At 35.5% G+C, this 24,980-nt stretch carries 27 protein-coding genes, 5 tRNA genes and 1 pseudogene; 15 read left to right on the plus strand and 18 right to left on the minus strand.

Annotated features, from left to right (window positions below; all coding sequences use genetic code 11):
• Window position 1 precedes the first annotated feature (1 nt).
• The 7 genes from KBP46_RS01430 to KBP46_RS01460 all read right to left on the minus strand — a co-directional run bounded on the left by KBP46_RS01430 (window position 2) and on the right by KBP46_RS01460 (window position 5,980).
• Window positions 2–1,543 (minus strand): hypothetical protein, encoded by a 1,542-nt coding sequence (locus KBP46_RS01430; protein ID WP_253297152.1) that lies wholly within the window; start codon window positions 1,541–1,543, stop codon window positions 2–4.
• Between the two features lie 7 nt (window positions 1,544–1,550).
• On the minus strand, window positions 1,551–2,123 hold the full coding sequence (locus KBP46_RS01435) for a hypothetical protein (RefSeq protein ID WP_062675138.1): 573 nt from the start codon (window positions 2,121–2,123) through the stop codon (window positions 1,551–1,553).
• Between the two features lie 526 nt (window positions 2,124–2,649).
• A complete protein-coding gene (locus tag KBP46_RS01440) occupies window positions 2,650–3,009 on the minus strand; it encodes a DUF4180 domain-containing protein (RefSeq protein WP_216444452.1) in 360 nt (119 codons plus the stop codon).
• A gap of 15 nt (window positions 3,010–3,024) precedes the next feature.
• Window positions 3,025–3,873, minus strand: coding sequence for a peptide chain release factor N(5)-glutamine methyltransferase (prmC, locus tag KBP46_RS01445; RefSeq protein WP_216444453.1), 849 nt, complete (start codon window positions 3,871–3,873; stop codon window positions 3,025–3,027).
• Window positions 3,874–4,632 (minus strand): peroxide stress protein YaaA, encoded by a 759-nt coding sequence (gene yaaA, locus KBP46_RS01450; RefSeq protein WP_062675135.1) that lies wholly within the window; start codon window positions 4,630–4,632, stop codon window positions 3,874–3,876.
• 4 nt (window positions 4,633–4,636) lie between these two features.
• The gene (locus KBP46_RS01455; protein ID WP_216444454.1) at window positions 4,637–5,338 is read right to left on the minus strand and encodes a CPBP family intramembrane glutamic endopeptidase; all 702 of its coding nucleotides are present in this window, start codon (window positions 5,336–5,338) and stop codon (window positions 4,637–4,639) included.
• Window positions 5,339–5,368: 30 nt separating this feature from the next.
• Window positions 5,369–5,980: an L-threonylcarbamoyladenylate synthase gene (locus KBP46_RS01460; protein ID WP_034696488.1), complete on the minus strand. Its 612-nt coding sequence runs from the start codon at window positions 5,978–5,980 to the stop codon at window positions 5,369–5,371.
• A gap of 101 nt (window positions 5,981–6,081) precedes the next feature.
• Here KBP46_RS01460 and KBP46_RS01465 point away from each other — a divergent pair.
• From KBP46_RS01465 to KBP46_RS01485, 5 genes are all read left to right on the plus strand, one after another.
• Window positions 6,082–6,154, plus strand: a tRNA-Met gene (locus tag KBP46_RS01465).
• Between the two features lie 38 nt (window positions 6,155–6,192).
• A tRNA-Met gene (locus KBP46_RS01470) sits at window positions 6,193–6,265 on the plus strand.
• A 38-nt stretch (window positions 6,266–6,303) separates the two neighbouring features.
• Window positions 6,304–6,376: transfer RNA gene (locus KBP46_RS01475), tRNA-Met, on the plus strand.
• A 38-nt stretch (window positions 6,377–6,414) separates the two neighbouring features.
• Window positions 6,415–6,487 (plus strand) — tRNA-Met (locus tag KBP46_RS01480).
• 38 nt (window positions 6,488–6,525) lie between these two features.
• A tRNA-Met gene (locus KBP46_RS01485) sits at window positions 6,526–6,598 on the plus strand.
• Between the two features lie 56 nt (window positions 6,599–6,654).
• Here KBP46_RS01485 and KBP46_RS01490 read toward each other — a convergent pair.
• Complete coding sequence (locus KBP46_RS01490; protein ID WP_123279916.1) at window positions 6,655–6,894, minus strand: Ada metal-binding domain-containing protein; 240 nt, start codon at window positions 6,892–6,894, stop codon at window positions 6,655–6,657.
• Between the two features lie 18 nt (window positions 6,895–6,912).
• Window positions 6,913–7,625: pseudogene (locus KBP46_RS01495) on the minus strand (2OG-Fe(II) oxygenase).
• A 191-nt stretch (window positions 7,626–7,816) separates the two neighbouring features.
• Between KBP46_RS01495 and KBP46_RS01500 the strand changes: the two are divergent.
• Complete coding sequence (locus KBP46_RS01500) at window positions 7,817–8,263, plus strand: GNAT family N-acetyltransferase (protein ID WP_123279914.1); 447 nt, start codon at window positions 7,817–7,819, stop codon at window positions 8,261–8,263.
• A gap of 345 nt (window positions 8,264–8,608) precedes the next feature.
• Here the strand turns inward: KBP46_RS01500 and KBP46_RS01505 are convergent, their stop codons facing one another.
• The 7 genes from KBP46_RS01505 to KBP46_RS01535 form a co-directional block, all read right to left on the minus strand.
• Window positions 8,609–9,190: a hypothetical protein gene (locus KBP46_RS01505; protein WP_062675130.1), complete on the minus strand. Its 582-nt coding sequence runs from the start codon at window positions 9,188–9,190 to the stop codon at window positions 8,609–8,611.
• A gap of 274 nt (window positions 9,191–9,464) precedes the next feature.
• The gene (locus KBP46_RS01510; RefSeq protein ID WP_216444455.1) at window positions 9,465–10,031 is read right to left on the minus strand and encodes a glutathione peroxidase; all 567 of its coding nucleotides are present in this window, start codon (window positions 10,029–10,031) and stop codon (window positions 9,465–9,467) included.
• A gap of 33 nt (window positions 10,032–10,064) precedes the next feature.
• Window positions 10,065–10,283: a helix-turn-helix domain-containing protein gene (locus tag KBP46_RS01515; RefSeq protein ID WP_253297153.1), complete on the minus strand. Its 219-nt coding sequence runs from the start codon at window positions 10,281–10,283 to the stop codon at window positions 10,065–10,067.
• Window positions 10,284–10,432: 149 nt separating this feature from the next.
• Window positions 10,433–11,200, minus strand: a complete 768-nt coding sequence (locus KBP46_RS01520) for a LytTR family DNA-binding domain-containing protein (protein WP_216444456.1) — start codon at window positions 11,198–11,200, stop codon at window positions 10,433–10,435.
• The gene (locus KBP46_RS01525; RefSeq protein ID WP_062675127.1) at window positions 11,175–12,227 is read right to left on the minus strand and encodes a sensor histidine kinase; all 1,053 of its coding nucleotides are present in this window, start codon (window positions 12,225–12,227) and stop codon (window positions 11,175–11,177) included. Before KBP46_RS01525 ends, KBP46_RS01520 begins: the two co-directional genes overlap by 26 nt.
• A gap of 217 nt (window positions 12,228–12,444) precedes the next feature.
• On the minus strand, window positions 12,445–12,918 hold the full coding sequence (locus KBP46_RS01530; RefSeq protein WP_216444457.1) for a cytochrome P460 family protein: 474 nt from the start codon (window positions 12,916–12,918) through the stop codon (window positions 12,445–12,447).
• 3 nt (window positions 12,919–12,921) lie between these two features.
• Entirely contained in the window at window positions 12,922–13,830 is a 909-nt protein-coding gene (locus KBP46_RS01535; RefSeq protein ID WP_253297154.1) for a heme-binding domain-containing protein, read from the minus strand.
• A 505-nt stretch (window positions 13,831–14,335) separates the two neighbouring features.
• Between KBP46_RS01535 and KBP46_RS01540 the strand changes: the two genes are divergently transcribed.
• From KBP46_RS01540 to KBP46_RS01555, 4 genes are all read left to right on the plus strand, one after another.
• On the plus strand, window positions 14,336–14,701 hold the full coding sequence (locus KBP46_RS01540; RefSeq protein WP_034695620.1) for a BlaI/MecI/CopY family transcriptional regulator: 366 nt from the start codon (window positions 14,336–14,338) through the stop codon (window positions 14,699–14,701).
• Window positions 14,702–14,706: 5 nt separating this feature from the next.
• Window positions 14,707–16,590 carry a M56 family metallopeptidase gene (locus KBP46_RS01545; RefSeq protein ID WP_216444459.1) on the plus strand — a complete coding sequence of 628 codons (1,884 nt, stop codon included), beginning with the start codon at window positions 14,707–14,709 and terminating at the stop codon, window positions 16,588–16,590.
• 64 nt (window positions 16,591–16,654) lie between these two features.
• Window positions 16,655–17,545: a GLPGLI family protein gene (locus KBP46_RS01550; RefSeq protein WP_062675123.1), complete on the plus strand. Its 891-nt coding sequence runs from the start codon at window positions 16,655–16,657 to the stop codon at window positions 17,543–17,545.
• A 163-nt stretch (window positions 17,546–17,708) separates the two neighbouring features.
• Entirely contained in the window at window positions 17,709–18,272 is a 564-nt protein-coding gene (locus tag KBP46_RS01555) for a sugar O-acetyltransferase (RefSeq protein WP_120231420.1), read from the plus strand.
• A gap of 79 nt (window positions 18,273–18,351) precedes the next feature.
• Here KBP46_RS01555 and fsa read toward each other — a convergent pair whose 3' ends face one another.
• Complete coding sequence (gene fsa, locus KBP46_RS01560) at window positions 18,352–19,005, minus strand: fructose-6-phosphate aldolase (RefSeq protein WP_216444460.1); 654 nt, start codon at window positions 19,003–19,005, stop codon at window positions 18,352–18,354.
• 279 nt (window positions 19,006–19,284) lie between these two features.
• Here fsa and KBP46_RS01565 point away from each other — a divergent pair, with 279 nt between their 5' ends.
• Window positions 19,285–19,773: a YdeI/OmpD-associated family protein gene (locus KBP46_RS01565; RefSeq protein ID WP_216444461.1), complete on the plus strand. Its 489-nt coding sequence runs from the start codon at window positions 19,285–19,287 to the stop codon at window positions 19,771–19,773.
• 235 nt (window positions 19,774–20,008) lie between these two features.
• Here KBP46_RS01565 and KBP46_RS01570 read toward each other — a convergent pair whose 3' ends face one another.
• A complete protein-coding gene (locus KBP46_RS01570; RefSeq protein WP_228432525.1) occupies window positions 20,009–20,539 on the minus strand; it encodes a hypothetical protein in 531 nt (176 codons plus the stop codon).
• Between the two features lie 196 nt (window positions 20,540–20,735).
• On the opposite strand from KBP46_RS01570, the gene pepE reads away from it, so the two are divergent.
• The 4 genes from pepE to KBP46_RS01590 all read left to right on the plus strand — a co-directional run bounded on the left by pepE (window position 20,736) and on the right by KBP46_RS01590 (window position 24,944).
• Window positions 20,736–21,428: a dipeptidase PepE gene (gene pepE, locus KBP46_RS01575; protein ID WP_120231417.1), complete on the plus strand. Its 693-nt coding sequence runs from the start codon at window positions 20,736–20,738 to the stop codon at window positions 21,426–21,428.
• The gene (locus KBP46_RS01580) at window positions 21,428–22,279 is read left to right on the plus strand and encodes a hypothetical protein (RefSeq protein WP_216444462.1); all 852 of its coding nucleotides are present in this window, start codon (window positions 21,428–21,430) and stop codon (window positions 22,277–22,279) included. Before pepE ends, KBP46_RS01580 begins: the two co-directional genes overlap by 1 nt.
• Before the next feature lie 109 nt (window positions 22,280–22,388).
• Entirely contained in the window at window positions 22,389–23,762 is a 1,374-nt protein-coding gene (dacB, locus tag KBP46_RS01585) for a D-alanyl-D-alanine carboxypeptidase/D-alanyl-D-alanine-endopeptidase (protein WP_216444463.1), read from the plus strand.
• Window positions 23,763–23,768: 6 nt separating this feature from the next.
• Window positions 23,769–24,944, plus strand: coding sequence for a HAMP domain-containing sensor histidine kinase (locus tag KBP46_RS01590; protein ID WP_253297155.1), 1,176 nt, complete (start codon window positions 23,769–23,771; stop codon window positions 24,942–24,944).
• Window positions 24,945–24,980 lie beyond the last annotated feature (36 nt).

Here is a 24,980-nt window from a genome sequence, read left to right on the forward strand (position 1 = left end):
ATTATCTTGTGATTTTCTGAGTTACATTTTTATTGGAAATAACACAGGCTTTGCTGCAGTTATTGGCACTTGAAATATTAACCTGTACCAATGCCGGCAATGACCTGTACTCTTCCTTGTTGTAAGGCGCTTCAGTACCACTGCTTCCACCTCCTTTAATATCATATTGTACCTGGGCTACTCCTGTGAATCCTGCCGCAGGCTTGAAAGAAAGTGCTCCCGTAGTGGCGAAATAGGTCCATGTTCCCTGGCTGTTGGTATAAACACCTCCTGTGATATTAGGAATCACAGCTCCATTGTTATCCAGAAAACGGAATGAATTAAAATCAAGGTTGTTATACGAAAGGGTTGGCGGGTTTTGTCCACTTGCAGACGAATAAGCTGCATCATTAAGTAAAGGGTAGTAGATTGACTTTATCCCCGGGCAACCTGCAAACAAATCATCTGTTACTTCAGCAGCATAAGGTCTTGTAACCCCTAAATTTTTCAGTAAATGTATATTTTTAGCAGCTCCGGTAGATGCTGCAAATCCAATTCTGAAAGTAGAAGGAGGCGAAGTATCCAGAGTCCTTACCGTAGTGTTGGAAATAGTAGTCTCGGTATATTTCAGTGAAGTAGGGTAGTAATAATTGTCAATCACCTTTTCTTTCACCGTTCCGTGCTGGATTTCCAAGGTTATATTGTAACCGCCTGCCGGATTGGGAACAAGGGTAACATATGCTTTCCGGAATCTTGCATCATTTTCATTCTGAGGAATTGTAGTTCCGCCACTTTCAATGCTGAACTGTTGAAGTGCTGTATTTTTAATACCTATATATTTTCCTGTTGCCGTATCCAGATAAGCAGATCTGTTGCTGCTGGATGGTAAAGCATTGGTCGCAATACTGTAAAGCAGCGGATAACCGTTATATCCTGCGGGCTCAGCTGAAGACAGATACTGGTTTCCACGTTTTCCTCTTAAAGAGACATTGCTTCGTCCATCGGCTAGGCCTACTCCAAATATTCCGTTTCTAACCCTTTCACCTTGGTTAAAGCTTGTCTTAAAATTTCCGAATTCATCCAGACCTATTCCCAGATAGCCTCCTCTCAGGCCTTCCGTAGATTCTCCACCACGTACAAAACTATATCCTAATCCTCCACCAAAATATCCGAGATTAAGCTGGTCTTTTGGAATAGATCCATCTACCAGGAATATGGAAATTCCATCTCCTCCGTTGGTATTTCCTCCATAAATGGCAAATTCAAACTCGAACTTGATTCCCTGGTCACTTTTGAAAATTTTATCAGCAAGTATCACTCCTCCTGAAATATTATTGACACTTCGGGTAAGTCTTAATCCGTCCGTAGTAAAGGTAGCGTCATTCTGAACACCGCTGGTAGCCACCTTATAGGCTTCCTGAGGCTGTAATCCCTGTGTGAAATTAACAAAGTACGGATAACCGGTTCCCTGTTCATTTTGTGCCTGAATATTTTGTGAGAAAATAAATAAGGAAAAAATAAACAGATATCTTTTGTATCGAAAAATTGAGCTGTTTTTTATCATCACTCAATTATTTAACAACGAAAACAATATTGATAAAAGAACAGTCTGTTGCTGCAGCTTTTACATCATAAGTCATTACTCCATCATCAGAAATAGAAATATTACTGAATACATTAGGATCTGCATCTGTTACATAATAGTAAAGATCTTTACTGGATGGGAAAAAAGGAATTGAAGCGGGAGCACTGGTACTCTTTGCTTTTGGAGATCCAAACTGAGTTTTATACAATGTATATAAATCTTTGGTTCGACCATTGGCTGTTGTGGAAGTGTCAAAAGAAACACTAGGCATATAAAACATTTTTACGGCATTGCTGCTGATACAAAGCCAATCCGGTTTGAGAGGAGTACCGATATTCTGACTTAAACATTTCTTATCTGTATCGTAGATAAGAAGCGAGTTGGCAGGATTGGCAATAGCATCTCTTTGTACTGTAGTCAGTCTGGGTATCAGCATACCTTTATTTTGGCTGTAAACATCCAGAATTGCACTTTGATCAGGTGTGGCTATGTTAATCCCTACTTGAGCGAAAGAAAATGAACTGGCGAAAATGATTGGTAGAAATAATTTTTTAATCATGATGTCTTAATAATTTTTTATCTGTGTGTATGTTTTTTTGGGGAAAGAATATTTTTAGGCTTAATTCTACAAAGGCAATAGTTATTACTGACACATTCATTAAAACAATGAATTGTTCTGCTCAAATAATAGCCAAATGAGACCTTTTGTTCAAAAGCTCACCAACAGATATAGCAAGTAATACTTCATAAAGAAATATCTTATGCCCACCTGAGCGGTTAGTCGAAAAAATAGATTGATTATGTAGCCGTATAAGCTCTTAAATAAGTAAGATTCATATTCCCTCGTGTTTTTTGCAAATATACAAAGAAATATTCATGTGTTTGTGTTTATAGAATTAATTCTAAACTTCTCTTAATAATTAACATATTTTGGTTTAAATTTTTACATAATTTACAAATCAATAAGATGGTTTTTATTATGCAAATCTTTCTATTCTACTAAGAAATATTAAAATATGAAGTGTAGATATTTTAAAATAACGAAAAATATTAGTATTTTTAATATTAAAGGATTGAGAAAGAGTCTACTTTGAAAAATTATTCAATGCATCATTCAGAGTGCTTACAAAATTAACATGTCCTGTTTTATTACTTTCAAAAATAAAATCCTTCATGCTCTTACTTTCATGTTTACTGAAATCACCTATAATAGCTAATCCTATACGATAGTTTGAGAACTTTTGAAGAATCTCTCCCGCCATTTTTGTTTTTAAACCAAAGAATTCAGAGGTAATGTTTTTTTCATGAAGAATAACTTTATCAAACCCTTGATAATAGATATCTCCCATAAGATCCAGTCCGTCTTGTGCAGACTGGATAATGATGTCATCAGAAATAATTTCTGCAATTTTTATCGTGTTGATTTCGTGTGATTTGATGAACATGGTATGGGTAATTATTTATTTCTTTCCATAAATGAATCTATCGTTTTCAGATAAATCCTTTAATAATTGAGCGTTAGAAAAATCCAGATATAATTCCAGCGTTTCAGGACCCAGTTTCTGATTGATTTCCAGAAACAGAAGTCCATTCTCATTTAAAAACTTTTTAGCATCGTCCGCAATTTTTCTGTAAAAGATCAAAGCATCTGAAGTAGGAGAGAATAGAGCCATTTTAGGTTCAAACTCTTTTACAGAATCAGCAATTTCGATCTCTTCTTCAATCCCGATGTAGGGAGGATTTGAAATGATGATGTCGTAATTTTCAGCCAGTTCAAAATTGAGATAATCAGCATGAATGAATTGGATTTCCAATTGGTGGTACTCTGCATTTCTTTTGGCTGTTTTCAATGCGTTTTCAGAAAAATCAATAGATGAAACTTCAGCTTCCGGAAAATGTTTCTTTAAAACCAGAGGAATAATTCCGCTTCCGGTTCCTATATCCAGAATCTTTAAACCTTGAACCTTAAACTTTGAATCTTTAATCTCCCTGATAGCCATCTCCAACAGCTCTTCAGTTTCAGGGCGGGGAATCAGAACATTTTCATCCACAAAGAATTTCATTCCGTAAAATTCTGTTTCACCCAATATCTGCTGATAAGGTCTTCCGGTTTTAAGTTCCGAAACAAGGTGATACAATTTTTCTTCATCGTCAATCAAAAGTTCCTGTTCAGCGAATCTTCTTTGCTGAAATGAATCAAAACCTACAATTTGCTGAATGAATAAAGATGATAAAAACATACTTTCCGACTCTGTATAAAGATCGGAAAGTTCTGTCTTGAAATATTTTTTAAATGCTGAAATTGTCATTTATCTTGTAAAAACCAGTTTTGTATCCGTAGACTTTTCTTCATCAATTCTGTATCCTTCATAGTTGAATGCTTTTACATCTTCCAGTGTTTTGGCATTGGTTTCTGCACAGAATCTCACTACAAGACCTCTGGCATGCTTGGTATACACAACAATGGTCTTCAGTTTTCCATCTTTTAATTCATAGAAATCGAAATCGATCACGGTATGGTTCAGTTTCTTTCTGTCGATTACTTTTCCATACTCATTGCTGGCAAGCTGAAGCAGGACTTCTCCTTTTTTCATTTCAGAATTCAATTGTTCCGTAATCTTTTCTCTCCAGAATTCATAGAGGTTTTTGTATTGCTCAAATTCAAAAGGACGACCCATTTCAAGCCTGTAAAGCATCACTTTATCAGAGGGCTTCAGTAAACCGTAAAGCCCGGAAAGTATTCTATAATTTTTCTGCAGGTAATCTACAGCATTCTTATCCAGTGTTTTGGCATCCAGTCCTCTGTAAACCTCTCCTGTAAAGGCAAACATTGCGGGAGCAGATTCTTTTGCTGTAGGTTTGGATTTCCATTTTTGATTTCTTTCCCAGTTTTCATCAGCAAGCTTAGGTGAAATTTCCATCAACTCAGAAAGATATTTAGGCGATTTTTCTTTTAAATAAGATTGTATCAATGCTGCATCTTCAATGAATCTTGGAGTAGAAGATTTCAAAAGATCTGTTGAATTTTCCACGTTCATTAATTTGGCAGGAGATGTTATAATTTTCATAATGTTAAAATACAGATAAGTGTTTCATATCAATAAAATTCATCATCATCATGGCAATAAAATCAATCATAAAATGACAGATGATCAGAATTTTAATATTTGAATAGCGTTTATAAAATATAGCAAACACGATTCCGATAAAGAAAGGTCCGAGAACCTGGCTTATGGTACCGTAAGTACTATGTAAAATTCCAAATAAGACCGATGAAATAACAATTGCAACGGTGGGGTTGTTGTAGATTTTTTCAAGCCTGGACTGTACATAGCCCCGCATCAGCAATTCCTCTACAATAGCAGCTGTAAGGCATGTAAAAATAACTAAAAAATAGTTATTTCTAAAAATGGGAACAAGGTTGAGAAGCTTATTGCTTATTTTTTCCTCTATAAAAAACAGGATGACTGCATTCAGAATTCCTCCGCCAATCAAACAGATAAAATATAAGCTCAGTACAGCTTTGACATAAAATGCAGCTGAATATTTTGTCTCTTCCTTAAGTAAAAAAGCACTTTTTTCAATAAAAATAGTGTAGAGAAATACGAGAATGAGAATTATCCATAACGTAATTCTGCTGAGAAAGAAATTGACTTCTGTAATTCCTTTTATTCCGGTTATCCTTGTGACAGCCGGAAAAGCATAAAGCATGGCTGCAGCTAAAATAGTAAACGTGAGTAAAATCCCTACAGCATATTTCCCGGTAAGACTCATAATTCAGTATCCTAAACCTTGAACTTTGAATTAAATGATCCCTTTTCCCTGACGGATAATCTCCGGTTCTCCTGAAGTAAGGTCTACAATAGTAGAAGCCACATTATCTCCATATCCTGAATCAATAACAATATCTACCAGATGATCATATTTTTCTGCAATAAGTTCAGGATCGGTAGAATATTCGATAATTTCATCATCGTCTTTAATGGAAGTAGAGGCAATCGGGTGACCTAGTTTTTCAACAATAAGCTGAGGGATCGGATGGTCAGGAACACGGATACCAATTGTTTTATGTCCTTTATATGCTAAAGGTAAACTTTTATTGGCTTCGAGAATGAAAGTAAACGGTCCGGGAAGATGACTTTTCAGAAATCTGAAGACAGAGGTATCGATAGGTCTTGTAAAATCCGAAAGATGACTAAGATCATTACAGATAATTGAGAATTTTGACTTCTCAAGCTTCATTTTTTTGAGCTGAGCCAGTTTTTCCATGGCTTTGATATCAAAAATATTACAGCCTAAAGCATAAATCGTATCAGAAGGATAGATAATCAGCCCGCCGTTGTTTAAAGTTTTAATAACCTCATTCACAAGATTTTCCTGTGGGTTGTCCGGATAAATTTTTAATATCTTTGCCATAAAACAAAGATACAAATAATAAAATAGTTTTCATAAAAGTCCTTTATTTAAAAGAAAAATTAGGATTTGTAAAAAATATTCGTACCTTTGCAATCCAATATCGCGGGATGGAGCAGTAGGTAGCTCGTCGGGCTCATAACCCGAAGGTCATCGGTTCGAGTCCGGTTCCCGCTACTAAGTAAGTGTTTTCGGTAAACACTCTAAAAATACACCGCGGGATGGAGCAGTAGGTAGCTCGTCGGGCTCATAACCCGAAGGTCATCGGTTCGAGTCCGGTTCCCGCTACTAAGCAAGTGTTTTCGGTAAGCACTCTAAAAATATACCGCGGGATGGAGCAGTAGGTAGCTCGTCGGGCTCATAACCCGAAGGTCATCGGTTCGAGTCCGGTTCCCGCTACTAAGCAAGTGCTTTCGGTAAGCACTCTAAAAATACACCGCGGGATGGAGCAGTAGGTAGCTCGTCGGGCTCATAACCCGAAGGTCATCGGTTCGAGTCCGGTTCCCGCTACTAAGCAAGTGTTTTCGGTAAACACTCTAAAAATATACCGCGGGATGGAGCAGTAGGTAGCTCGTCGGGCTCATAACCCGAAGGTCATCGGTTCGAGTCCGGTTCCCGCTACTAAACGAAAGAGAAGCAGTAAGTATTGCTTCTCTTTTTTATTCATTTCTCATCGTTTATTTGTTTTTCCATTGCTGATAAGCTTCTCTCATACAATGACCACACGGACGATAGCCATTTTCTAAAGCTTCTTTCTCACCTGTAAAGAAAACCCTGTTTTCCATCTTCATTCTTTTTCCTGATCGACAGCTGAGTAATCCGTAGATTTTCAATTTTTTATTCCCTCCATAACAAATGTCTCGGTGGTGGATTTTACTTCTAAGACTTTCGGCTGTGATCTGAGAATGCTGAATCATAGTTCACTTATTTAATAATTAGCTGGTTGCATCATGGAAGATAATTCCTAACGCATATCGGTTTCCTTCTCTCACTTCACTTACTCCATGTTTCATATTGACTCTGTGGTACCCCTTTGTTCCTTTTTCCGGTTTAAATTGAGTTGTAAAAATAAGCACATCCCCTTTTTTAGGTTTTAAAACAATGGCTTTTGACTGTGCTCTCGGAATCTGTTGGGTAAGCACAAACTCGCCACCCGTAAAATCTTTGTCAGGTTCACTGAGCATTAATACAATTTGAATAGGAAAGTAGATATCTCCATATAGATCCTGATGTAAGGTGTTAAATCCACCTTTTCCATATTTCAAAATTAAAACCGTAGCTTTTTGCTGGCCGTTAAGATGACATTGATCTAAGAACTCCTGATGATCTGAAGGAAATTGAGTGTCGATATGTAAAGCTTTAAACCATGCATTGGCAATAGAAGCCAGATATGGGTAAATGGTTGTCCGTATGGTTTGAATAATTTTGGGTAATGGATAAGTAAAATATTTATATTCCCCAAACCAAAACGATGTCTGGCCATGACGACTGTTTTACGATAAAGAGAAGAATGATCGTAATCTGATTTTAATAGTTCACATTCTTCCTCAGACAGCAGATCAGGAATAATAGCATATCCGTTTTGATGCATTGCTTCTGTAAGTTGTTGCCAGTCTGTATTTTTGATTGTATGAACAATATTTTTCATTGGTTTGATTTTATTCTGCAAAAGTCTAAAGTTGTTCAGAACAATACAATCCGAAACGTGCGATATTCATTGTGTAATTTAATAAAGATCAGAGTAAGTCTGTCTGGACTATGGTTTTAATATGATTCTGGATGATACCACTGGTCCTGTTTAAAGTTATTTTTGCCGTGTTAATAAAAATAGATATAACGATGAATTACATGATTAAAAAGGCAAGTCTTGAGGATCTTGATGAAACGGCTGAATTGTTCAATCTTTACCGTATTTTTTACAGACAGGAATCGGATCTTGAAAAAGGGAAGGCTTTTCTCAAAGAACGGTTTTTAAACAGTGAGTCTGATATTTTCCTTGCTGTAGCAGACGGAAAAGCCGTAGGATTCGTACAGCTTTACAAATTATTTCATTATACCAGATTGCAAAAACAATGGCTGTTAAGTGATCTTTTTGTTCATCCTGATTATAGAGGGAAGGGACTTTCTGTGGCATTAATTGACCGCAGTAAACAATGGTGTGAAGAAACAGGAGCGTGTGGACTGATGCTTGAAACCGAAAAAACAAATGATATAGGAAACACGCTGTATCCACGCTGCGGGTTTGAATATGACGGACTGCATAATTACTACCACTGGTGGAAATAGAATAAAGTAAGTCAAACGTAATTGTAGAGTACCTTTTTTGAGGTGCTTTACTTCTATAATGAGAAGTAGTATTAGTTCTACAGTTTTGAACATTTAATTCTACAGGTATTTTCAGCCAGCAGAAGGCTATAGTCCTATTTTTGTAAAGCTCTTACAGATCATGGGTAGGACAGTTGATCTGTAGAGTGTATGCAAAAAAATCTCTGCCTAATTTTCTACTTTTTCCCCAAGGGTTTTATGATTAGTACCACAAAACTGCTTTTTCCGGCGGAGATTTTTTGCTTTTGAACAAAAAAGAGAACCACAATTGCGGTTCTCTTTTTTATTTTTAATATGATTTAGATATTATTGTGCCAGTTGAGCATAAGGAGTAAGTTTGTTGTCATCAGACATTGTCTGCCCTAAAAAGTCTCTTTTCTGATCCGCTTTCATTCTTCCCGCAGCATCGTTTGCATTGAAGTAAGCTTCACTTAGTTTTGTAGCAATATCAGCAGGTTTGAATTCAAATTTTGTATCTCCTTCAACACCCAGGTATCCGTTCTTTCTTGTAAGGTTGGTAATATAATTGTTATAATTGATCATCGTACCTCTCAACATATTGTTATGGTATTCCATACATTTTTTAGCTTTTTTAGAAGAATTGTTCAGGATACAGTTTTTCATATTGTTTCTGTATAAAAACCATTCAGACTCTAAAATGCCATATTCTCTACCCAAAGCAATCTTTCCGTTATTCAAAATATTATTATCTCCTTCTTTTGTAGAGATCGTTTGAAGATGCTGAATAACCAATGGAACGGTAGCTTCGATTTTTGATTTTGTATCTTTTAATATACTAAGATCGGCAGCAGGAGAACCTTTCTTTTGTGCTGTCGTAACATTGAAAATAAGCAGTAATAGTACAATCAATAAATTATATCTTTTCATGAGAAATTTTTAAAGCACTAAAATAAATATAATTTCCCGGTTAAAACAAATACATTTTAATATTTATTTAATAAAATTTAACAATTCTATAATGTATATGAACCATTGTTGTAAAAATGACGTCTTCAAGTTCTTTATTGACATGATTTTTGCAATTTAAATTGTTAATGCAACTCAATTCGTGCATCCGAATGGACATTTAGTGTGAAAAAATATTTTGTAGAAGGATAAAAAAACACTACTCATAATGATAGTAGTGTTTTGTAAAGATTATTTATTTGAAATAATGAGTGATTTTATCACTTTCAGGAACCACTTTAGAGTCGAAATGTTCCAGTAATTTTCCTTCCGGGCTGATCAGAAACTTGTTGAAATTCCAGCTTATGGTGGCGTCCATTACTCCATTTTGAGATTTGTGAGTAAGATAATCGAATACAGGAGTGATTTTTGAACCTTTCACATCCACAGAAGTGGTAAGTGGGAAAGTGACTCCATAGTTCTTTTCGCAGAAAGATTTGATATCAACATTGTCATGAAATTCCTGATCTGCAAAATTATCAGAAGGGAAACCTACCACAACCAGTTTATCACCATAATCCTTGTAGAGTTGCTCCAATCCTTTGTATTGAGGAGTGTATCCACACTTGGAGGCTGTGTTTACAATAAGAATGTATTTTCCTTTGTATTCAGAAAAATCAATTTTTCCGCCGTCGATAGATTCAATCTTAAAATCATAAATTGATTTTGCAGGTTTTGTACCTCTTGAATCATCCGATTTAATAAATGACGAAAGGCTTATAATCCCTATAAGCACCATTCCGATAAAAAGTAATTTTTTCATTTAGAAAAGATTTTAATATTAATGTATATGTTATTATTTATTTAATGGTAAAAGCATTTGATCTGCAGCCCATATTTCACCTTCTTCATCTTTAACGACTTTTCCTTCATTTTCAATTTTTTTCAGGACTTTGCTTACCACTTCCTGTGAAGTTCCCAGACTTTCTGCTATTTCTCCGTGTTTGAGTTTTAAGCCCTTCCAGAAAGTCCTCACCAAGAAAATCAAATTTACAGCGAATAAATTCGTCTGCAATAATATTTTTTTGATCCATTTTATTTATTCTTTATTTTGAGCGGTAGTTGAGCTCGTTTTTTTATTGCTGTGCAAAAACCATTTCTGATCGGGCAAAATATTAGCTTTCGAGATTAAATTATTTTATATACTGCTTTTAGTTAGTTGTTTTATCGCTCTTCCAGCCACTGAAGAAAACGGGAGGCTTTATCTTTGGTGACCAATGGCTTTTCCGGGGTGGTAATTTTCAGACTGACAAGAAGTTTTCGTGAAAAATAATGTTCCACTTCAACAATAGCTGTAAAGTTGATCAGATATTGTCTGTTAATCCTGAAGAACTGAGCTCCTGAAACCAGCTGCCCGATCTCATCCAATGACTGTGGAACTGAATATTCTTTCTGATCGAAAGTCACCAGTACAGTACTTCCAAACTGGCTGTAAAAGCAGGCAATTTTGTCAACAGGAATATTATTGTATTTATTATTGGAAAAGACCAGAAAATTGGTTTTTCCTCTTCCTGTTGTCAGATTATTCAGAATATCTTCCAGTTTCCGGTCGGGAGAAGGAGTGTTTTGAAAGAAGTTTTTAAGGTTATTGATCTTTTCAAAAGCGGACTGAATATCTTTTTTCTCAAAAGGTTTCAAGATATAATCCACTCCATTACTTTTAAAAGCTTCTATTGCATACTCGTCAAAGGCCGTACAGAAAATGACAGGCACTTTTATTCTGACCTGGCTGAATATCTCAAAACAGTTTCCGTCTGCCAGTTGAATATCCATAAATATGATGTCCGGAGTTTCAGTACCAGAAAGATATTCAACAGCCATAGCAACACTTTCAATATACTGTACAATGGTAGCTTCCGGTTGTACTGCAGCGATCATCCGTCCCAATGCCTTTGCGGTTTTTATCTCATCTTCTATTACTAAAACTTTCATCTACTATGGGTAATTTTACTGTGAAATTATGATCATTATGCAATATGGTAAGTTCTTTTTCAGCAAAATGCTTGTAACGTTCTCTGATATTTTCAATTCCTATTCCTGCGGATTCCTGGGGAATATTCTTGGGCTGGAAATTATTTTCAATAATAATATATTCGTTATCACTGTATAATTTTATGATTAACGGATTGGCCAGCGATACAATATTGTGTTTGATGCAATTTTCGCACAAAAGCTGCAGCGTAAAAGGAGGAATGTATGAATTTAAGATCTCTTCCGGAATATCTATTTTAAACTCTATGCCATCTTCGAATCTCGATGTCAGAAGGAAAACATAGGCATCCAGAATTGTGAGTTCCTTTTTTAAGGGAATAAGATCCATTTTTCTGTTGTCTAAGGTAAAGCGATAGAAATCCGCAAGCCTTACCACAAAATCTCCGGAACTTTCATCTTTTATGTCAATCATAGACTTCAGTGTATTGAGACTGTTGAATAAAAAATGAGGGTTAATCTGCTGCTTCAGTAATTCATATTGGGCATTGAGATTATCCGTTCTGATTTGTTCAAGTTCAAATTTAATCTGCTGAGAATTATAAGTCTGATACAAAAGATACAGGAACATATAAATCGTCAGATTGATCAATACGCCCCGGAATTCGTACATCAATACCATGGTATTAAATCCATACTTGGGAAATATAATATGATGAAGGAGCACTATGGCTGCCATGACAACTACTCCGATGGATAAGCTGATCACCAGTTTTTTATTGAAAAATCTCGTAGATATATTCTGAATAGAAAATTTCGGCAGACTATAGATATTAAAATACCATACAAACAGTGAGAATAAAAAGGAGATGGAAAAATCTATTGTCAGCTCTCCCAATGTAATATGCATACGCAGTATTTTGGGCACTGAAGCAAGAATCCCCATAAAAAGAGCACTGAAGAGAATGATTCTCGGATCAATCCTGAATACTTTTCTTCCGTTGGTATTTATATATTTTGCATAGATCATAAATAAAAATCAGGCAGTTAAGCAGTCACAAAGATACAAAAGCTAAATAACGGCACGGCAGCACGTCCGTTATTTAGCACTGAGATTTCTATAAAAACACAAAATAGCGCTGCAGAAAGACATCCCGTAACCAGGCTTGAACCGAATGTAAATTTTTCCATTTTTTTAATAGTTTTTAATGAATACTATTTTTTATATGTGATTTTAAAATCCTGTGTTAAGGCATGATTGAAGGTTTCATACTTAGAATTGTAGAAACTCTGTTTGTAACATCTGCGTTCACCTTCTTCAATTCTTTCCCTTCATATTTTTGATATAGAATTTCTGAGTTTTCTGAGAAAGGCAGTTTACTTTTGATAACTTCTACAGACAGAAGGTTATTGGGGACTTTAGCCCCATACCAATAAGGATCGTCCTTTTGCGACCAGGTAACCAATGCCAGTATTCTTTCTTTACTATTGACTTTTCCAGCATTCTCCTTCAAATCATCAATTGCTGAATCGGTGCCGTAGAGCGTCATCATAGTCTGTTTTTTATGATTGATCGAAGAGGTTACAACCCTTAAGTTCATGGCATTAAAATCAAAACTTTCGGGAAGGGACGCATTTTGATTCACAGGTTCATATTCTTTTTGGGAATTGCAGCTCAGAACAAATACGCACATTATTAAATAAACAATCAGATTCTTCATAGCTTAATGGTTAAGAGGAGAGGTAAATACAAAATCATTGTCTTTCATAGGGCGATGGCAGCTGATGCACTCGTTGGCGAAATCTGCTATCTTTCCATAGGGTTCAAGTTTGGGAGATAAAAATCTTGCCCATCCCCATCCTTTTGTAGAAGCGAATTTTTTGGAATCCTTAATCATATATTCCACTTGTTTAAAGGCTCCGGTAGTGACATTCCCATCACTATCTATTATCTGGTCCCATGCTACTTTTGCAATTATGGTTCCATCCGGCCACGGATTTGTTTTATGTTCTTTTGCCGCTTTTACAGCAATATCATTTCCGAATATGATACGCATGGTTCCATTATCAAACCTTTCTGTAGAACTTATCGGTTTCCAGTTTTTATAATCAGGAATATAGCTGATCCCATTCGGTGCAGTAGGGAATGATACTTTGGATGCCTGAGTATGGACGACTTGCTGAAGCTGTTTGTTATAAGCCGAAACCTTTGCAGTATCTGGTTTTTGTTTTGGAGCAAGAGAAGTCACATAGTTTTTCAGGATGCGGATATCATTTTCAGAAAGTTTTGCTTCGGGATGAAGTAATTCGTAGCTTTTTAGAGGCATTGCTTTCAGATTAATCTGGTTAAAAGCTTCCCAAAGTTTTGCATTTTGTGCAGGAGGAGCCAGTTTATCCCATTCAGAAAAATTGAGTCCTTCTTTTCCTTTTTTTATATGATCTGCCACCAGCCAATAAGCAGGTGCAATCTGATCAAACCACTTCAAATTTGTCTGATTAGAATGACAATCGAAACACGAACGCTGCAGGATCGCTCTTACTTCAGTAGGCACATGAATCTCTCCTGTTATGGGCTTTTGTACAATTTCAGGTCTGTAAAACTGAATCCCAATAAAGACAAACAGTACTATCACCAGGATGTTTTTTGTTTTTAATTTTTTCAAAAAACTATTCATATCTCTTTGTTTTTATTCAAATTTCAGGACTTTTTGAGATATGTTTTTCTTAAAATCTGATCAATCGGACAAATTTTACTTTGAATCTGACATTTGTGATTATGAATTTTTTTTAACCTTATTTTTTGATCTGTACTTATCCTTGTTAAGGTTTTAAATCTTAACAAGGATTGCTACTAAAAGAGTTGAAAATCTTTGAGCAACTGGACCTGTTTAGTGTAAAAAAGCAATACAATTGAATGATTTTCTGTAAAATAAACAGCAAGTATTTCCATCCATTCAAAATTTAATAAATTTTAACTATTTTTATTGCATTGATTTTCAGTCGGTTAGTTTTTAAAATGTTTTATCACTAAAAAAATAGTTGTTTGATTCATTTTTATTTCTACATTTGTATAACTAATTTATTAGTGATATAGAATGAGATGATTGTATATCACTTTAATTGATAAATGAACGGAATATGAAAATTCAGACTCTAACAAAAGCAGAAGAACAGGTAATGCAGTATTTATGGAAATTAGAAAAAGGCTTCCTGAAGGATGTGCTTGATCTTTTTCCGGAGCCAAAACCACACACAAATACTGTTTCCACCATTTTAAAAGTATTGAAGGATAAAGAATTTGTAGACTATCATGTATACGGAAGGCAGCATGAATACTTTCCGCTGGTTTCAAAAGAACAGTATTCCGGGAAAACCATGAAGAGCCTTGTGAAAAACTACTTTAAAGGTTCTTACAAAAGTGCCGTTTCATTTTTAGTTGAAAAAAATGAAATGACAGTAGAAGATCTTGAGATGTTATTAGATGAACTCAAAAAGAAAGACTAAGACCTATGGAAGCAATACTTTTATACTTTGGGAAAACTATTTTATGTTCAGGTGTAACATTTTTGTACTATCAGTTGTCATTAAAAGACAAGACATTCCATCATTATAACAGATTTTATCTCTTGGGTGCCATTGTGATATCACTTTTGTTGCCACTCATCAGAATAGATGATTTTACGATAGAAGTAAATAGTGATATGTATATGCTTCTTGACAAGATTCAGAATTTTAACACAGAAAAAAACATAGACAATGGTAACCTTTATTTTAACATTATTTTTTCAGCTCTGGGACTGGTTTCTCTCTATTTTTTAGGGAAGCTGTTGTTTGGGATTTTCAAAATCCAGCAGTTTAAAAACCAATTTCAGAAAGAAAGTTTTGACGGAATCAATTTTTACCGTACAGACCTTACCGAAGCTCCATTTTCTTATTTTAAAAACCTGTTCTGGAAGAATACAATCACATTGAATTCTGATATCGGAAAACAGATTTTAAAACATGAAATGGTACATATTGAGCAGAAACATTCTTTTGATAAGATCTTTATCGAGATTATAACCTCCGTTTTCTGGTTCAATCCGTTCTTTCATCTTATTAAAAGAGAAATTAATCTAATCCATGAATATCTGGCTGATAAAAAAGCCGTAAAACAATCGGACACCAAAGCATTTGCGCAGATGCTTTTAGCAAGCCACTTTTCCGGAACACAGTTGCCTGTTGCCAGTCCGTTTCTAAGTTCAAACCTTAAAAAAAGACTTAAGATGTTACAAAAACCAAAAACCAAGTTCGGATATGCGCGAAGAATTTTTGCCTTGCCGGTTGTATTCTCTATCGCTTTTGCTTATCTGGTAAATGCTAAAAACAGAGAAATTGAAGAAACAAACCTTTCCATTAAACAAGTCGTTTCAGAAATCAAGAAAGATACGATAAGACCTGAAAAATCAGGTCAGGAAAAAATTGCAGAACTAAAAACCGTATCGCCTGAAGACCATACAAAAATTTCAGGACTTGAAAAGAAAATAAAAGAAAAAGAGAAAGAGCTGGAAGGTTTGGATCCCGAAAGTGATCTCTTCAGCGATAAAATAGAAGAAATAAGCAATCTTGCTTCAGAGATAGGAGAAATTGCTTCAAAAGTTGAAGTGGATAAGTATTTCAATTCTGCTGAATGGAAGAATCAGATGAAGGAGCTTGAGAACATGGAACCTCTCAGTAAAAAAGAGCTTCGTAAAATAGAAAGAGCAGCAAAAAAAGCGGAAAAAGCTGCTGCAAAAATAGGAGAACTGCCCATTCCTCCAGCACCACCTAAAGCGCCAAAAGAACCCAAAATAACCTATTTTAAAACAAACAGAATTGTTAACTATAAGGATCTGAGCGCTCAGGAAAAAGAAGAGGTACGGAAAGCAATGGCCGAAGCTAAAAAAGCAATGAAAGAAGCCACTAAGGCCAGAATAGAAGGAGAAAAAGCACGGGTAGAAGGTGACAGAGCACGCGCTGAAGGTGATAGAATCAGAGTACAGAGTGAAAGAATCAGAATTGATGCGGACAGAATAAGAAAAGAAGCTGAAAAAGCACGCGTGGAAGCAGAAAAAACAGCACAAAATTTCAGAGGAGGTAATTTTACGATGGTAAGTTCTTCTCCTAATGTGATGGTAATGCATGCTGACTTTATTAAAAAAGACGGGAATGGCAATATTTCAATGAATGGAGTTAAAAAATTCAATATAAGCCCCGGTGACGATTCCAGATACAAATACTATATAGACGGAAGAGAGAGTTCCAAAGAAGATATTAATACTTTGAAACCTGACAATATCGCAAGTATGCGAGTTATTAAAGGAAGTCTTGTAAAAGGGACCGAAGGGGAAATAAGAATTGAAACAAAGAAATAAAGTTCCATCAGGCTTTGTCAGTTCCAGATTGGCAAAGCCTTTTTAATACAATTTAGCATAGATTATGGGAAAAAAATATTTGATTTTACTAGCATTTTTAGGGGTTTTTGCCAATGCACAAGTCAACAGATTCTTTTATGACTATAAATACATCGCTGATTCTACCAATAAAGCAGATGTGAAAAGTGATATAATGTTTCTGGACATTGATAAAAACGGATCTAAATATTACAGTCGCGAAAAGTTTGTTGCAGATTCAACAACAAAAGCAGATATTGCAAAGCAGATGAAAGGAGGATTTGGGAGCAGCATTAATATCAAAAAAAATATAAAACCCGGTACAATTTCCTCAACGGTTACAAAAAAGTATCCGGATTACAGTGTTTCATTCTCAGAAAACATTGGGAATACCAGCTATAAAATGCCGGAAGATCAAAAGCCTGAATGGAAAATACTTCCTGAAAAGCAGAAAATCGGAGAGTATAATACCCAAAAAGCAACTACCAATTATGGAGGAAGAAGTTGGGTAGCATGGTTTTCTACAGATATTCCTTTTCAGGATGGTCCTTATAAATTCTATGGATTGCCGGGACTTATTGTTAAAATTGAGGACATTACAGGCTCACATATAATAACCCTGATCGGTAATAAGAAAACGGAAGCTGCTTCGCAGGAAGATATTCAAATACCTGGTCTCATTACAATAGGTTTGGGAGGGAAAGAAATAGAGATCAGCAAAAAGCAGTTTAAAAAAGCCTGGAAAGATTATCTTGCTGATCCTACAAAAGATATGAAGCAAACCATGAGCACGCTTCCGGCAGGAGCTGTAGTGCAAATGAAGAATCAGGATGGTAAAAGCATTGATATGAATGAAATGTACAGGAATATTGAAAAAAGAGCAAAAGAAGACCAATTAAAAAATAACAATAAAATAGAACCGGATTTGTTCAAGTAAAATTATATATTTTCTAATATCTGCAGGATGGCATTTTTGTCATCCTGTTTTTTATTTTAACAAAAGACATTGAAGAAAAAAATGATAAATATCAATTCATCATGTTATGATATATTTAGTATCTTCAATGAACAATAAGTAATAGCAACCAAAGTTATATCTCATGACAGAAAAGGAAAAATGTGCAGCAGGGCTTTTATACAATGCCAATTATGATAAAGAACTGATTCAGGAACGTATTGCCTGCAAAGATCTGTGCCAGGAATACAACGGTCTGAAAAACTCCGATACAGAAAACAGATACAGACTTCTTAAGCAAATTATTGGCAGTATAAAAGAGAATATCTGTATAGAACCCAATTTCTGGTGTGACTACGGATATAACATAAAAGCAGGGGAGAACTTCTATGCCAATCATAACCTCGTTATTCTGGATTGTGCTAAAGTAGAGTTTGGTGATAACGTTTTTATCGGACCCAACTGCAGTTTTTATACTGCAGGCCATCCGCTTGATGTGCAGCAAAGGAATGAAGGTCTGGAATATGCACATCCGATCACAGTTGGTGATAATGTGTGGTTGGGAGGAAATGTGGTTGTACTTCCAGGTGTTTCTATCGGAAATAACTCGGTGATTGGAGCTGGAAGCGTGGTAACGAAAGATATTCCCGAGAATGTAGTGGCCGTGGGGAATCCGTGTAAGATTGTGAAAAATATCCTGAAAGAATAATATACAGACCACCATAAAAATAATATCCCGAAACGCTACATTGTTCCGGGATATTTTATATCTAAATAAGGATCAGTGATTATGCTAATTTCTGAGAATCTGCAACAAACTGAGCCAATCCGCTGTCTGTTAATGGGTGCTTCAATAAGCTCAAGATCGGAGGAAGTGGAGATGTGATAACATCAGCTCCGATTTTAGCACAGTCGATGATATGCATTGAGTGACGGATAGAAGCTGCCAGGATTTCAGTTTCGTACATATAGTTATCGAAAATCAATCTGATTTCCTGAATAAGCTTCAAGCCGTCTGTAGAAATATCATCTAATCTTCCTAAGAAAGGAGAAACATAAGTTGCTCCCGCTTTAGCCGCCAAAAGAGCCTGCCCCGGAGAGAAGATCAATGTACAGTTTGTTTTGATTCCTTTATCGGAAAAATATTTTAAAGCTTTGATTCCGTCTTTGATCATCGGAATTTTTACAACGATATTCGGGTGAATAGCAGCCAATTCGTCTCCTTCCTTAATCATTTCTTCATACGTTGTAGAAAGAACTTCTGCAGAAATATCTCCGTCTACAAGTTCGCAGATCGTTTTATAATGGTTTTTGATCGCTTCAGCTCCCTGAATTCCTTCTTTGGCCATTAATGAAGGATTGGTTGTTACACCATCTAAAATTCCAAGGTCTCTTGCTTCCTTGATTTGCTCTAAATTAGCTGTGTCAATAAAAAATTTCATTTTGATAAATAGATTTATTGATACAAATATAGGGAATTAATTGGGTTCTGAGGTATGAATTTTAAGTTACGGAGTGACTGGGTTAGAGGGTTTGGGGTTGGGAGAGTAAGTGAGTTTGAGGGTAACTGTTTTATAAAATAATAAAAAAGAAATTTTATACCTATTCCTTAAACTATTATTTTTGCTTCTAGCTTCTAGCTTCTAGCTTCTAGCTTCTAGCTTCTAGCTTCTAGCTTCTAGCTTCTAGCTTCTAGCCTAACTGGTTTAAATTTATCATCCATGAAAAACAAAAGCTTCACTGCCACATTGGAAATCATAGGAATTAATCCCTTTGTATTTGTTCCGGAAGAGATTCTTGAAGAAATTTTTAATGAATCAGGGAGAAATAAAAGTCCTATTGCTGTAAAAGGGACTGTGAATGGGAAAGAATTTAAGCAAAATCTGATGAAATATCTGGGAGAATGGAGGCTGTATGTGAACCTGATAATGCTGAAAAACTCTCCGAAAAGAATAGGAGAAGTTATTGAAGTTGTTCTGGAATACGATGATTCTGACAGAAGTATTTCTATTCATCCCAAATTAGAAAAGGCGATTAAAGAAAGTGCAGTGGCAACAGCAAATTTTGAGAACCTGATTCCTTCAAGAAGACATGAGCTGATCCGGTATATCAATAATTTAAAAACCGAAGCCAGTATTCAGAGAAATATTGATAAAATTATCAGACATCTGCATGGCGAAACAGATTTTTTCGGAAAGATGATTGAGTAGGATCATAGCCAGACAAAAATTCAAATATATGTGTCAATAATCCACAATGTTGCTGATGAAGCTTTATGATCATACGCTTAGAAAGAATCAATGAAATTGATTTCGTCCTTGGCTTCCTCAAAAATTTAACAATAGTTACTTAATGTTTGCGTTAAATCCAGGCCATGATTTTTGATATTTAAACATATTTACATAAACAAAAATGCCGGAAAAACTTTCCGGCATTTTATTTTTACTAAGAATTTAATGTTTTGCTAAGTTTTACAGCATCTTCGTTGGTTGGGTCATACTGTATAGATTTTGCAATGTGTTCTTTTGCTTTATTAGGATCAGTTTTCTGTTCTGTAAAGGCAAGATAGAAATAAGCGTATGCCAGATTCTTCTTATTTTGCTCTACTTCTTCAGGTTTTACTGTTGCAATATATTTTTCATAAGCAATTTTTGCATTGGCATCATCTTTTGCAGACTGATAGGCGTAGGCCTGGCTGTAATAAGATGGAGCCCAGTCCGGTAATAAAACAGATATTTTCTTCCAGGTATCAATGGCATTAGGCCAGTCTGAAGCATCCTGATAAGCTGCTGCTAATTTTGCTAAAGATTCTGTGTCCTTTGGATTGGCCTCGATCTGTTTTTTAAGACTTTCAATAGTTGGATTCGCTGTTTGACTCGTTGCTGCCGAAGTTTCCGGCTGAGTCGTTTGTGCATTTACAAGACTTACACTTCCTGCTAGTATTAAACCTAAAAATAGGCTATTAATTTTACTCATTTTCATAATCTTATATTTTAAATTCATAATCTAAAATTCAATAATAATTCCACAAAATCTAAAATTTTAGAGGCTTTAAGTTTTTTTAGAAAATATTAACGGGATTGATGTTTTTTTTAGTTTAATTTTTGATTCGTTCATCTTTGAAGCTATCTTTGTAATTCATTTTTTTTATTAATACCTATAATTTCGCCATATGAACATTATATTAGCTTCAACATCCACCCTTTTTGGTGGAGAATATCTGGAATACTTAAGAGAAGAATTAATCCAATTATACAAGGGAATTGACGAAATTGTGTTTATCCCTTTCGCAAGACCAGGCGGGATTTCCCACGATGACTATACGGCTAAAGCACGTTCTTTCTTTGAGACCATCAACATAAAAGTAAAAGGGCTTCATGAATTTGAAGATAAAAAAGAAGCCATTCATCAGGCAAAAGGGTTCTTTACAGGAGGCGGAAATACTTTTTTATTGGTTAAAACTTTACATGAAGAAGGGCTGATGTCTGTCCTGAAAGAAAATGTATCTGAAGGAAAAGCTTATCTTGGATGCAGTGCAGGAAGTAATATCGGAGGTCAGAATATGAAAACGACGAATGATATGCCGATTGTATATCCGCCAAGTTTCGACTGTATGGGATTGGTTCCTTTCAATATCAATCCACACTATCTTGATCCCAATCCGGATTTGAAACATAATGGAGAAACCAGAGAAACCCGTATTCAGGAATTTCTTACTCAAAATGATATCAAAGTGGTAGGGCTTAGAGAAGGAAATTGGATCCGAAGAACAAATGATTCCATTACTGTAGAAGGAAGTGAACTGACAAGAATTTTTGAAAAAGGGAAAGAGCCTTACGAAATAGAATCAGGAAGCAGTCTTTAATGAATAAAGAAGAAATCAACCATTTCATAGAACATAATCTCATTAATTTTTCAGTGAACAGCACCGGATGGAATGATCTGATTCGGAACTTGCTGTATGAATTCGCTGTAGCAGGATGGAATATGGATCATCATGTCTTTGGAAAAGAAAAGTTTGGTGAATTGAGATGTTATACCTATTCTGAAGATGAAATACTCAATACCAAACTTAAAAAGATTAAAAGTAAATATTCAGAACTTTCTGTCAGGACGTGTGAGATCTGTGGAGAAGAAGGCAAGATGAGAACAATCGGCTCATGGCAGACCACATTATGCCTGAATCACTTTCTGGAACAGCAGCCCGTTATTGAAATTGATGACAAACAGAATATCAAAAGAAACAATGAGACTGTTCTGAATATTAAAAATATTGTTAAAGCTGAGATAGAATATGATCTTCAGAGATTATGGCTTTTTATAAATAAAACGGAGTCGGTGTATTTTTCATGGCAGGAGCCTAATTATTATCTGCTTTTAAGAACAATTCCTTTATCATTGTTTCCGAAAGACAGACAGCAGGAAATTTCAACATTGTTTCAACACTTGAATGATTGTGAAATATGCGGTTATAAAGCTATGTACCAAAGAAATTGTCTGCGCTGTCATCATGAACCGTGGAATGACTCCGGATATTTTATTCAGGATTACGGAGAACAATCAAATTATATCAAAGAATGCCAGATGGATATTTTCATAGATGAAGATGATTATGAGAAATATTTCAAACATGATTGTTCATTTGAAAAATCTCCTGACCACCAGATTCTTTTCACTTCCGATGACCTTATTGAGTATAAAAAGCTTTTATTTTAACTATATTTGATTAGAATTAAATAGAGCAAAAGGTTCAGCTGCCGGCCAGCATCAATAGTTTTGCGAACTGTATCTGATACCTGCTTGCTTAGATCCAAACAACAATGCAATGAAAAAAACACTTGCTGTTCTTGTGCTTTCTGTACAGATAGTTGCTGCACAGAATATAGCCCAAAAATTAGATAAAGTAACAAAGGATCTTATGGATTCTTCGGGAGCAGTATCTTCCGTTTTATCTTTTTATGTTTCCGATGAAAATGGTAATTTTATATATGAATATCAAGGAAATAAGGGGCTTTCTACTGCTTCTACGCAAAAGATTTTTACAGCAGGAGCAGCACTTGAAACATTAGGGAAAAACTATACCTTCACCACCACTTCAAGCTATTCCGGAAATATCTCCGGAGGAACGCTGAACGGAAATCTTTTTATCAGCTCCAACGGTGATCCTACATTAGGAAGCTGGAGGTATGATGGGTATAAACCTGAAAATTTTAAAAGGAAACTGATTGATGCCATTAAAAATTCAGGAATAACAAAAATATCAGGAGACCTTGTTATTGACGATTCTTATTTTGACCATCAGACGATTCCGGGAGGCTGGCCGTGGGACGACCTTGGGAATTACTACGGAGCAGGAGTTTGGGGAATCAACTGGAAAGAAAACCAGTTTGACATCAATATCAACGGAACTAATTTTAAAAACTTTTCTTATCCTTTAGAAGGCGTCAAGTGGCTTAATGATCTTAAGGCAGGAGGGAACTCAGATCAAAGCCTGATCTTTACTGCTCCTCATTCTGATGTGGCATTGATTAACGGTATGCTTCCTGCTGGAAAAACCGTTACTGTTTCCGGTTCTACTCCTAATCCACCACTCCAATTAGCAACAGAAGTAAAACAATGGCTGAAAGAATCAGGAATTGAAATTTCAGGAAAAGCAATCACGAATTCTCAACTTGAAATAGAGGGAAAGCAGGCTGTAACAGCTCCGAAAAATAATATTCTCCTCACTTATCAGTCTCCGACTTTAGATAAAATTGTCTATTGGTTTTTAAGAAAAAGTGTCAATCTGTACGGAGAAACGTTAATTAAAACTTTAGGAAAAGAGAAAAAAGGTAATTCAAGTTTCAAAAGCGGAGTTTCTTATCTGAAAGAATTCTGGAAATCTAAAGGAATTAATCCTAATATGATCAATTTTGCTGACGGAAGCGGGCTTTCTCCACAGAATTATGTAGCGGCAAAAGCAGAAGTTCAGGCCCTTTTATATGCTAAAAAACAATCATGGTTTGAGGCTTATTACGACGGATTCCCGGTTCAGGATAATGGAATGAAGATGAAAAGCGGGACGATGAGAGATACCAAATCTTTCGCAGGATATCACACCGCAAAAGATGGAAAAAAATATGTATTTTCGATTATCATCAACAATTATCAGGGAAGTGGAAATACAGAGCTGCAGAAAATCCTGAATGTTTTAAAATAAAATACTTTGAGAAAATCCATACTCACCAGACTCAATAACTGGATCATTTTTGTTGTGATGACTACTTTGGTGATTGCTATTGTAGTAGCATCAACATCGCTTATTAATTTTCTCAGAAAAGAGGAGATCAAAAGGATCAGTCTTCTTTCCAAAGCAATTAGAATACAGCAGGAGGTAAAGACTCCGGATACCGATGTGTTGGATCTGCTGCCGGATATTCTGAATATTAACAATACCATTCCATTCATTGTAACAGATAAGTTCAAAAATCCAATTCTTGATCTCGGATACTACAGAAATATTCCTGAAAGTACGATTAAGGATCCTGAGAAATTGCAGGATCTGATCCGGAATATGGAGAAAAATTATGACCCTATTGAGATCAAAGTGCCGGATGGAAATAATCAGTTTGTCTATTATGACAACTCACGTCTGCTTAATAATCTTCGGTATTCGCCCTATATTTTAGGACTGTTTATTTTACTGTATTTTGGTTTTTCTTTCTGGTTTTTCAGAACAATAAAGAAAACAGATGAAGGCTATCTTTGGGCAGGTTTGGCTAAAGAAACAGCACATCAGATTGGAACACCTTTGTCTTCTATGATTGGCTGGATAGAAATAATGAAGCTGGATAATCCGGATTCAGACGGCGTACATGAAATTGAAAAAGATATTGAAAGACTGAGAACAATTTCAGAGAGATTCTCAAAAATTGGTTCTATTCCTGAGCTGAACGACAGAAATTTTAATGAAACCATTCAGGAGAATTATGACTATTTGAAAACAAGAATTTCAAGGAAAATCAATTTTACACTTAATCTTCCAACATATACTGTTCTGGTTCCTCATAACAAAATTCTGATGAGCTGGGTGATTGAAAATCTGGTAAAAAATGCAGTGGATGCGATGAAAGGTGAGGGTTCCATTACTATGTCGGTCTTTGAAAGAAATAAAAATATTTTAGTTGAAGTAAAAGATAATGGAAGCGGAATGACCAAACAGCAGGCCCGAAATGCTTTTAATCCGGGATATTCTACCAAGAAAAGAGGCTGGGGATTAGGGTTGTCACTGGCAAGAAGGGTTATTCATGAATATCATAATGGAGATATCAGGATTTCTCAGACTGAAGTAGGAAAGGGGAGTACTTTCAGGATAACAATCAGAAAAGAGGAAAACCTTTAATTGCAAATTACTTTTACAAACAATAAACCTAAAAGG

This window comes from Chryseobacterium sp. PCH239 (assembly GCF_018924625.1).
In the GTDB taxonomy this organism is placed as follows: Bacteria; Bacteroidota; Bacteroidia; order Flavobacteriales; family Weeksellaceae; genus Chryseobacterium; species Chryseobacterium cucumeris.